Annotated in this window: 7 protein-coding genes; 5 read left to right on the forward strand and 2 right to left on the reverse strand. The window is 56.6% G+C overall.

The annotated features are described in order from the left end of the window. Together AC1DRJ_RS18390 and AC1DRJ_RS18395 are read left to right on the forward strand one after the other, a co-directional pair. Positions 1 to 373 (forward strand): type II toxin-antitoxin system RatA family toxin (locus AC1DRJ_RS18390; protein WP_477803415.1); only part of this gene is annotated, 373 nt, incomplete at its 5' end. Next, the gene (locus AC1DRJ_RS18395) at positions 366 to 680 is read left to right on the forward strand and encodes an RnfH family protein (RefSeq protein ID WP_477803416.1); all 315 of its coding nucleotides are present in this window, start codon (positions 366 to 368) and stop codon (positions 678 to 680) included. The genes AC1DRJ_RS18390 and AC1DRJ_RS18395, both read left to right, overlap by 8 nt. A 59-nt stretch (positions 681 to 739) precedes the next feature. Here AC1DRJ_RS18395 and AC1DRJ_RS18400 read toward each other — a convergent pair whose 3' ends face one another. Next, positions 740 to 1,261 (reverse strand): outer membrane protein assembly factor BamE, encoded by a 522-nt coding sequence (locus AC1DRJ_RS18400; protein ID WP_477803417.1) that lies wholly within the window; start codon positions 1,259 to 1,261, stop codon positions 740 to 742. Between the two features lie 97 nt (positions 1,262 to 1,358). On the opposite strand from AC1DRJ_RS18400, the gene fur reads away from it, so the two are divergent. Next, entirely contained in the window at positions 1,359 to 1,763 is a 405-nt protein-coding gene (fur, locus tag AC1DRJ_RS18405) for a ferric iron uptake transcriptional regulator (protein ID WP_003197684.1), read from the forward strand. A gap of 75 nt (positions 1,764 to 1,838) precedes the next feature. On the opposite strand, the gene recN is transcribed toward fur, so the two are convergent. Further along, complete coding sequence (recN, locus tag AC1DRJ_RS18410) at positions 1,839 to 3,512, reverse strand: DNA repair protein RecN (protein ID WP_477803418.1); 1,674 nt, start codon at positions 3,510 to 3,512, stop codon at positions 1,839 to 1,841. Positions 3,513 to 3,752: 240 nt separating this feature from the next. On the opposite strand from recN, the gene grpE reads away from it, so the two are divergent. Both grpE and AC1DRJ_RS18420 read left to right on the forward strand, forming a co-directional pair. Next, entirely contained in the window at positions 3,753 to 4,319 is a 567-nt protein-coding gene (grpE, locus tag AC1DRJ_RS18415) for a nucleotide exchange factor GrpE (RefSeq protein ID WP_452624892.1), read from the forward strand. 102 nt (positions 4,320 to 4,421) lie between these two features. Further along, positions 4,422 to 5,399: Hsp70 family protein (locus AC1DRJ_RS18420; protein ID WP_477803419.1), on the forward strand; the 978-nt coding region annotated here is incomplete at its 3' end.

Raw genomic sequence — 5,399 nt, forward strand, 5'->3', positions numbered from 1 at the left:
GGTCAACGACGTAGCGCGTTATCCGGAGTTTCTTCCATGGTGCTCGGCCGCCGAAGTGCTTGAGAGCTCACCCGAGCAAATGCGCGCCCGCGTAGGCGTGGCCAAGGGTGGTTTGAGCCAGCATTTCGTCACTAGAAACATACTGGTGCCCGGCCATTCAATCGAAATGAATCTTGAAGAAGGCCCTTTCACTCAATTGCACGGCATCTGGTCGTTCAAGCCGCTGACAGAAAAGGCCTGCAAGATCAGTCTGGACCTGTCATTCGACTACGCCGGACCGATTGTTCGCGCAACGTTGGGGCCCTTGTTCAATCAAGCTGCCAACACGTTGATGGACGCGTTTTGCCAGCGCGCCAAGCAAATTCATGGTTGAGGCCGTGTTAGAGGTCGAGGTGGTGTATGCCGCCGTTGATCGTCAGGTGTTGTTGGTGGTCGCTGTGCCTGAGGGCACTTCGGTGCGCGAGGCGTTGCGTCAGTCCGCGGTAGCCGCGCAGTTTCCTGAGCTGGATCTGGATCAATGCCAGGTGGGAATATTTGGCAAGGTCATTGCCGACCCGCAGGTACGCCCGGTTCAGGCAGGGGATCGCATCGAGATCTACCGGCCATTGCTGGCGGATCCGAAGGAAGTTCGTCGGTTGCGTGCCGCCAAGGCGGCCGAGGCCAAAGCCCGAAATCAGTGAGCCCTTAAACGCTGGCAATAAAAAACCCGGATATTCCGGGTTTTTTATTGCGTCGCAAATTATTGCGGAGAGGTGTTCAGTGGTTCTGGCGTCGGGACTGGAACGGTTTCTACGCCGTCGACGTCCTTCTGGATCTGGTCCAGCAACGAGCCCGGCTTGACCGGTTTTTCAGGCTTCGGCAACTCGAGGTGTTCTACGGGTTCTTTGATTGGCGTGTCGGTGCCGAGCAGGGCTTCATCGCGACTCATGCCGGGCATGAAATCACCAGAAAGGCTGGCAAGCTGATCATTTGAGTTGAAGATAACTGTAACGCGTTCCTGCTGGCGTTCACCGCCACCCGGTTGCATGCTGTACAGATAATCCCAGCGATCGGCATGGAACGTGTCGGTCAGCAGAGGGTTACCCATGATAAACCGTACTTGCTTACGGGTCATTCCCGGGCGTAACTGGTCTATCATGTCCTGCGTGACGACATTGCCCTGCTGGATGTCGATTTTGTAAACCCCGGGGAATGAACAACCGGCGAGTGCGAGCAGTCCCACAAAGGTGAAACTGGTTAGCAAGAGCTTGGTGTTTTGCATCGGTGGGCGACTTCCACTATCTTGGCTGGGACAACGTAAACGCCGATCATACCCGCATTAAGAGAAGCTGCGAAGCAGCATCGCGAGAAAGCTGACCATGGTTGAAAATAGCGAACTACGCAAAGCAGGCCTCAAAGTGACCCTGCCACGGGTCAAAATTCTGCAAATGCTCGACTCCGCCGAGCAACGCCACATGAGTGCCGAAGATGTTTACAAGGCGCTGATGGAAGCTGGTGAGGACGTCGGTCTGGCCACGGTTTACCGTGTACTGACTCAGTTCGAGGCAGCTGGCCTTGTGGTGCGGCATAACTTCGACGGAGGCCATGCGGTCTTCGAACTGGATGACGGCAAGCATCACGACCATATGGTCAACGTCGAAACCAGCGAAGTGATCGAATTCTTCGACGAAGAAATCGAGCGACTGCAGAAAGCCATCGTCGACAAGTATGGTTTCGAGATGGTTGATCACAATCTGGTGCTGTACGTACGCAAGAAAAAGTAAGCATGTCGCGCGAATTTCACATTCGCGAAACGAACGAAGGCGACCCCAGGGTCGCCTTCGTGCTGTCTGCCATTGTTAAACTTTTGTGGTAACAACCATTTTCTTSGCGTGGGCCAGRGACTCCTTGGTCAGGTCGATGCCGCCSAGCATCCGMGCCACTTCTTCCACTCGATCATTCTTGCTCAGCTTGGAAACGGCTGTGTGGGTCGCCTCTTCGCCGCGAACCTTGTGCACGAATAAATGTTGGTGACCCTGCGCCGCCACTTGCGGCAAGTGAGTCACAGTCAGCACCTGTCCGCGTTCCCCGAGTCGACGTAACAACTGGCCAACGATCTCTGCGGTCGGGCCTCCGATCCCTACGTCTACTTCGTCGAACACCAGCGTTGGTACACGCGAGGTCTGTGCGGTTATCACCTGAATCGCCAAGCTGATCCGCGACAGCTCACCGCCAGACGCCACTTTGGCCAAGGCCTTTAATGGTTGGCCCGGGTTGGCGCTTACCAGCAGCTCGACCTGCTCAAGGCCATTGGGCAGCAACTCATCACTGCTGTTAGGGCGCAGTTCTATTGTGAAACGACCGCCTGGCATGCCCAGTCGTTGGATCTCTTGCTCTACGGCGCTGGCCAGACTGCTCGACGCTTGGTGGCGCAAGTCACTCAGTTCGCGCGCCTTCTCCTGATAATGACGGGCATAGGAAGACAGTTCATCGCTCAGTCGTTCGATGGATTCATCGTTGGCATTGAGGGTTTCGATCTCATCCAGCAGCCGTTGCTGCATCTCCGCAACTTCTGTCGGCTGGATGCGGTGCTTGCGTGCCATGGTGTAGATCGCATCGAGGCGTTCTTCCAGATATTGCAGGCGCGCTGGATCGGCGTCGAAGTTGTCGAGGAAGCGGTTCAACTCGCCCACCGCTTCTTCTACCTGAATCTGCGCGCTAGTCAGCAGGCTGCTGGCCTCGCCCAGGGCGCCGATCGAGTTATTGACACTTGAGAGGCGATTGAGGCTGGCGGTCAGGGCRTTCAGGACATTGCCGGAATCACTCTCGCTGCATTGCTCGACGACTTGTCGGCAGATGCCCAGCAGCGTTTCAGCGTTGGTCAGGTTCTTGTGTTCCTGTTCCAGTTGCTCCAACTCGTTTTCGCCGAGACCGAGGTTCTCCAGCTCTTCGAGTTGATAGCTGAGYAATTGATGGCGAGCGCGTTGCTCGTCACCGGAGTTGGAAAGGCGCTCCAGTTCCTGGCGAGTCTGGCGCCAGCGTTGGGCGGCCAGTTGCACTTGGCGGGCAAGGTCCGTTGCGCCAGCGTACTCGTCGAGCAGGCGGCGGTGGGTATCGGTTTTGAGCAGCGATTGGTGTTCGTGCTGGCTGTGGATATCGATCAGCAACTCGCCCAGGGCTTTGAGGTCACCGAGCGGGCAGGGCGTGCCGTTGATGTAGCCGCGGGAGCGGCCTTCGGCGGTGATCACCCGGCGCAGAATGCACGGGCCATCACTTTCAAGGTCGCGTTCGGCGAGCCAGGTGCTGGCTTCCGGGATATCGACCAGGTCGAAGGTCGCCAGGATGTCGGCTTTGTCGGCACCGGGGCGAACCACGCCGCTGTCGGCGCGATCACCCAGCGTCAGGCCCAGGGCGTCGAGCATGATCGACTTGCCGGCGCCGGTTTCCCCGGTGATCACGCTCATCCCTCGATCGAGTTCGAGATCGAGGTGTTCAACGATGGCGTAGTTATGTACGGACAGGTGCACCAGCATAAAGGCCGCTCCCAGGCTTTAGGTCTGGTTATTTATACAGTGTTTTATTTGCGCCTGACAATGCCCTTGCCTGGCTTGATTTGCTCGGCCTGACGAAATGCCTGGCGCATCGGTACATCACAATGCAGTGCTTTTTGTAGGGTCAATCGCAACAAACCCCTTGAAGCTGATTTTTGCGGCCCCATATACCGGGACAGAAGCGTGAGTTGAGCTCACGGACGAAATTGAAAGGAGAAATCTATGGCTGACGAACAGACAGTGGATACGCAAAATCAAGACGCCAACCAGGGCTCCGCGGCTTCGGGTGAAGACCTGGCGGCTCGTGTACAAGTGCTCGAAGAGCAGCTGGCAGGCGCGCAGGATCAGGCTTTGCGTGTTGCCGCCGATCTGCAGAACGTCCGCCGTCGCGCCGAGCAGGATGTAGAAAAAGCGCACAAATTCGCCCTGGAAAAATTCGCAGGCGATTTGCTGCCGATCGTCGATAGCCTGGAGCGTGGTCTGGAGTTGTCCAACCCGGACGACGAAAGCATCCGCCCAATGCGCGAAGGTATCGAGCTGACCCTGAAAATGTTCCAGGACACCCTGAAGCGCTATCAGCTGGAAGCCATCGATCCGCATGGCGAACCGTTCAATGCTGTTCAGCATCAGGCCATGGCCATGCAGGAAAGCGCTGACGTTGAGCCGAACAGCGTGCTCAAGGTGTTCCAGAAGGGTTATCAGCTCAATGGTCGCCTGCTGCGCCCGGCCATGGTCGTGGTCAGCAAGGCCCCTGCGCCAGTTTCGCCTTCGATTGACGAGCAGGCTTGAAATTGGCCGCAAGGCCCCCATTTATAAGTCAAGCGTTTAAGTGCTACCGCAGTTAGCCACCACTGCTGCGGCAACCAAATCCAAAGTTTCGGGAGAGTGAACATGGGCAAAATTATCGGTATCGACCTGGGGACTACCAACTCCTGCGTCTCCGTGATGGAAAACGGCAAAGCCAAAGTTATTGAAAACGCTGAAGGCGCGCGTACCACGCCGTCGATCATCGCTTACRCCAACGACGGCGAAATTCTCGTAGGCCAATCGGCCAAGCGTCAGGCTGTGACCAATCCGCATAACACCCTGTACGCGGTGAAGCGTCTGATCGGTCGTAAGTTCGACGAAGAAGTCGTACAGAAAGACATCAAGATGGTCCCTTACAAAATCGCCAAGGCTGACAACGGCGACGCGTGGGTAGAAGTGAACGGCCAGAAAATGTCGCCGCCACAAATTTCGGCTGAAATTCTGAAGAAAATGAAGAAGACCGCCGAAGACTACCTCGGCGAGCCAGTGACTGAAGCGGTGATCACCGTTCCGGCCTACTTCAACGACAGCCAGCGTCAAGCCACCAAAGACGCCGGCCGCATCGCGGGCCTGGACGTTAAACGTATCATAAACGAGCCAACCGCGGCCGCTCTGGCTTACGGTATGGACAASGCGAAGGGCGATCACACCGTGATCGTTTACGACTTGGGCGGCGGTACTTTCGACGTTTCCGTGATCGAAATCGCTGAAGTCGATGGCGAGCACCAGTTCGAAGTATTGGCCACCAACGGTGACACGTTCCTGGGCGGTGAAGACTTCGACATTCGTCTGATCGACTACCTCGTCGACGAATTCAAGAAAGAAAGCGGCATGAACCTCAAAGGTGACCCGCTGGCGATGCAGCGCCTGAAAGAAGCCGCTGAGAAAGCCAAGATCGAACTGTCTTCTGCTCTGTCGACCGACGTGAACCTGCCGTACATCACTGCAGATGCCACCGGTCCTAAGCACTTGAACGTGAAAATCTCCCGCGCCAAGCTCGAAGCGCTGGTAGAAGACCTGGTTCAACGCACTATCGAACCTTGCCGCATCGCTCTGAAAGAC

The organism is Pseudomonas sp. P5_B2 (genome assembly GCF_056400445.1).

Excerpts from the sequence above, each read along its gene's own strand:
- AC1DRJ_RS18400 (WP_477803417.1), bottom strand. The coding sequence starts at position 1,261 with ATGCAAAACACCAAGCTCTTGCTAACCAGTTTCACCTTTGTGGGACTG.
- AC1DRJ_RS18395 (WP_477803416.1), top strand. The coding sequence starts at position 366 with ATGGTTGAGGCCGTGTTAGAGGTCGAGGTGGTGTATGCCGCCGTTGAT.
- fur (WP_003197684.1), top strand. The coding sequence starts at position 1,359 with ATGGTTGAAAATAGCGAACTACGCAAAGCAGGCCTCAAAGTGACCCTG.
- grpE (WP_452624892.1), top strand. The coding sequence starts at position 3,753 with ATGGCTGACGAACAGACAGTGGATACGCAAAATCAAGACGCCAACCAG.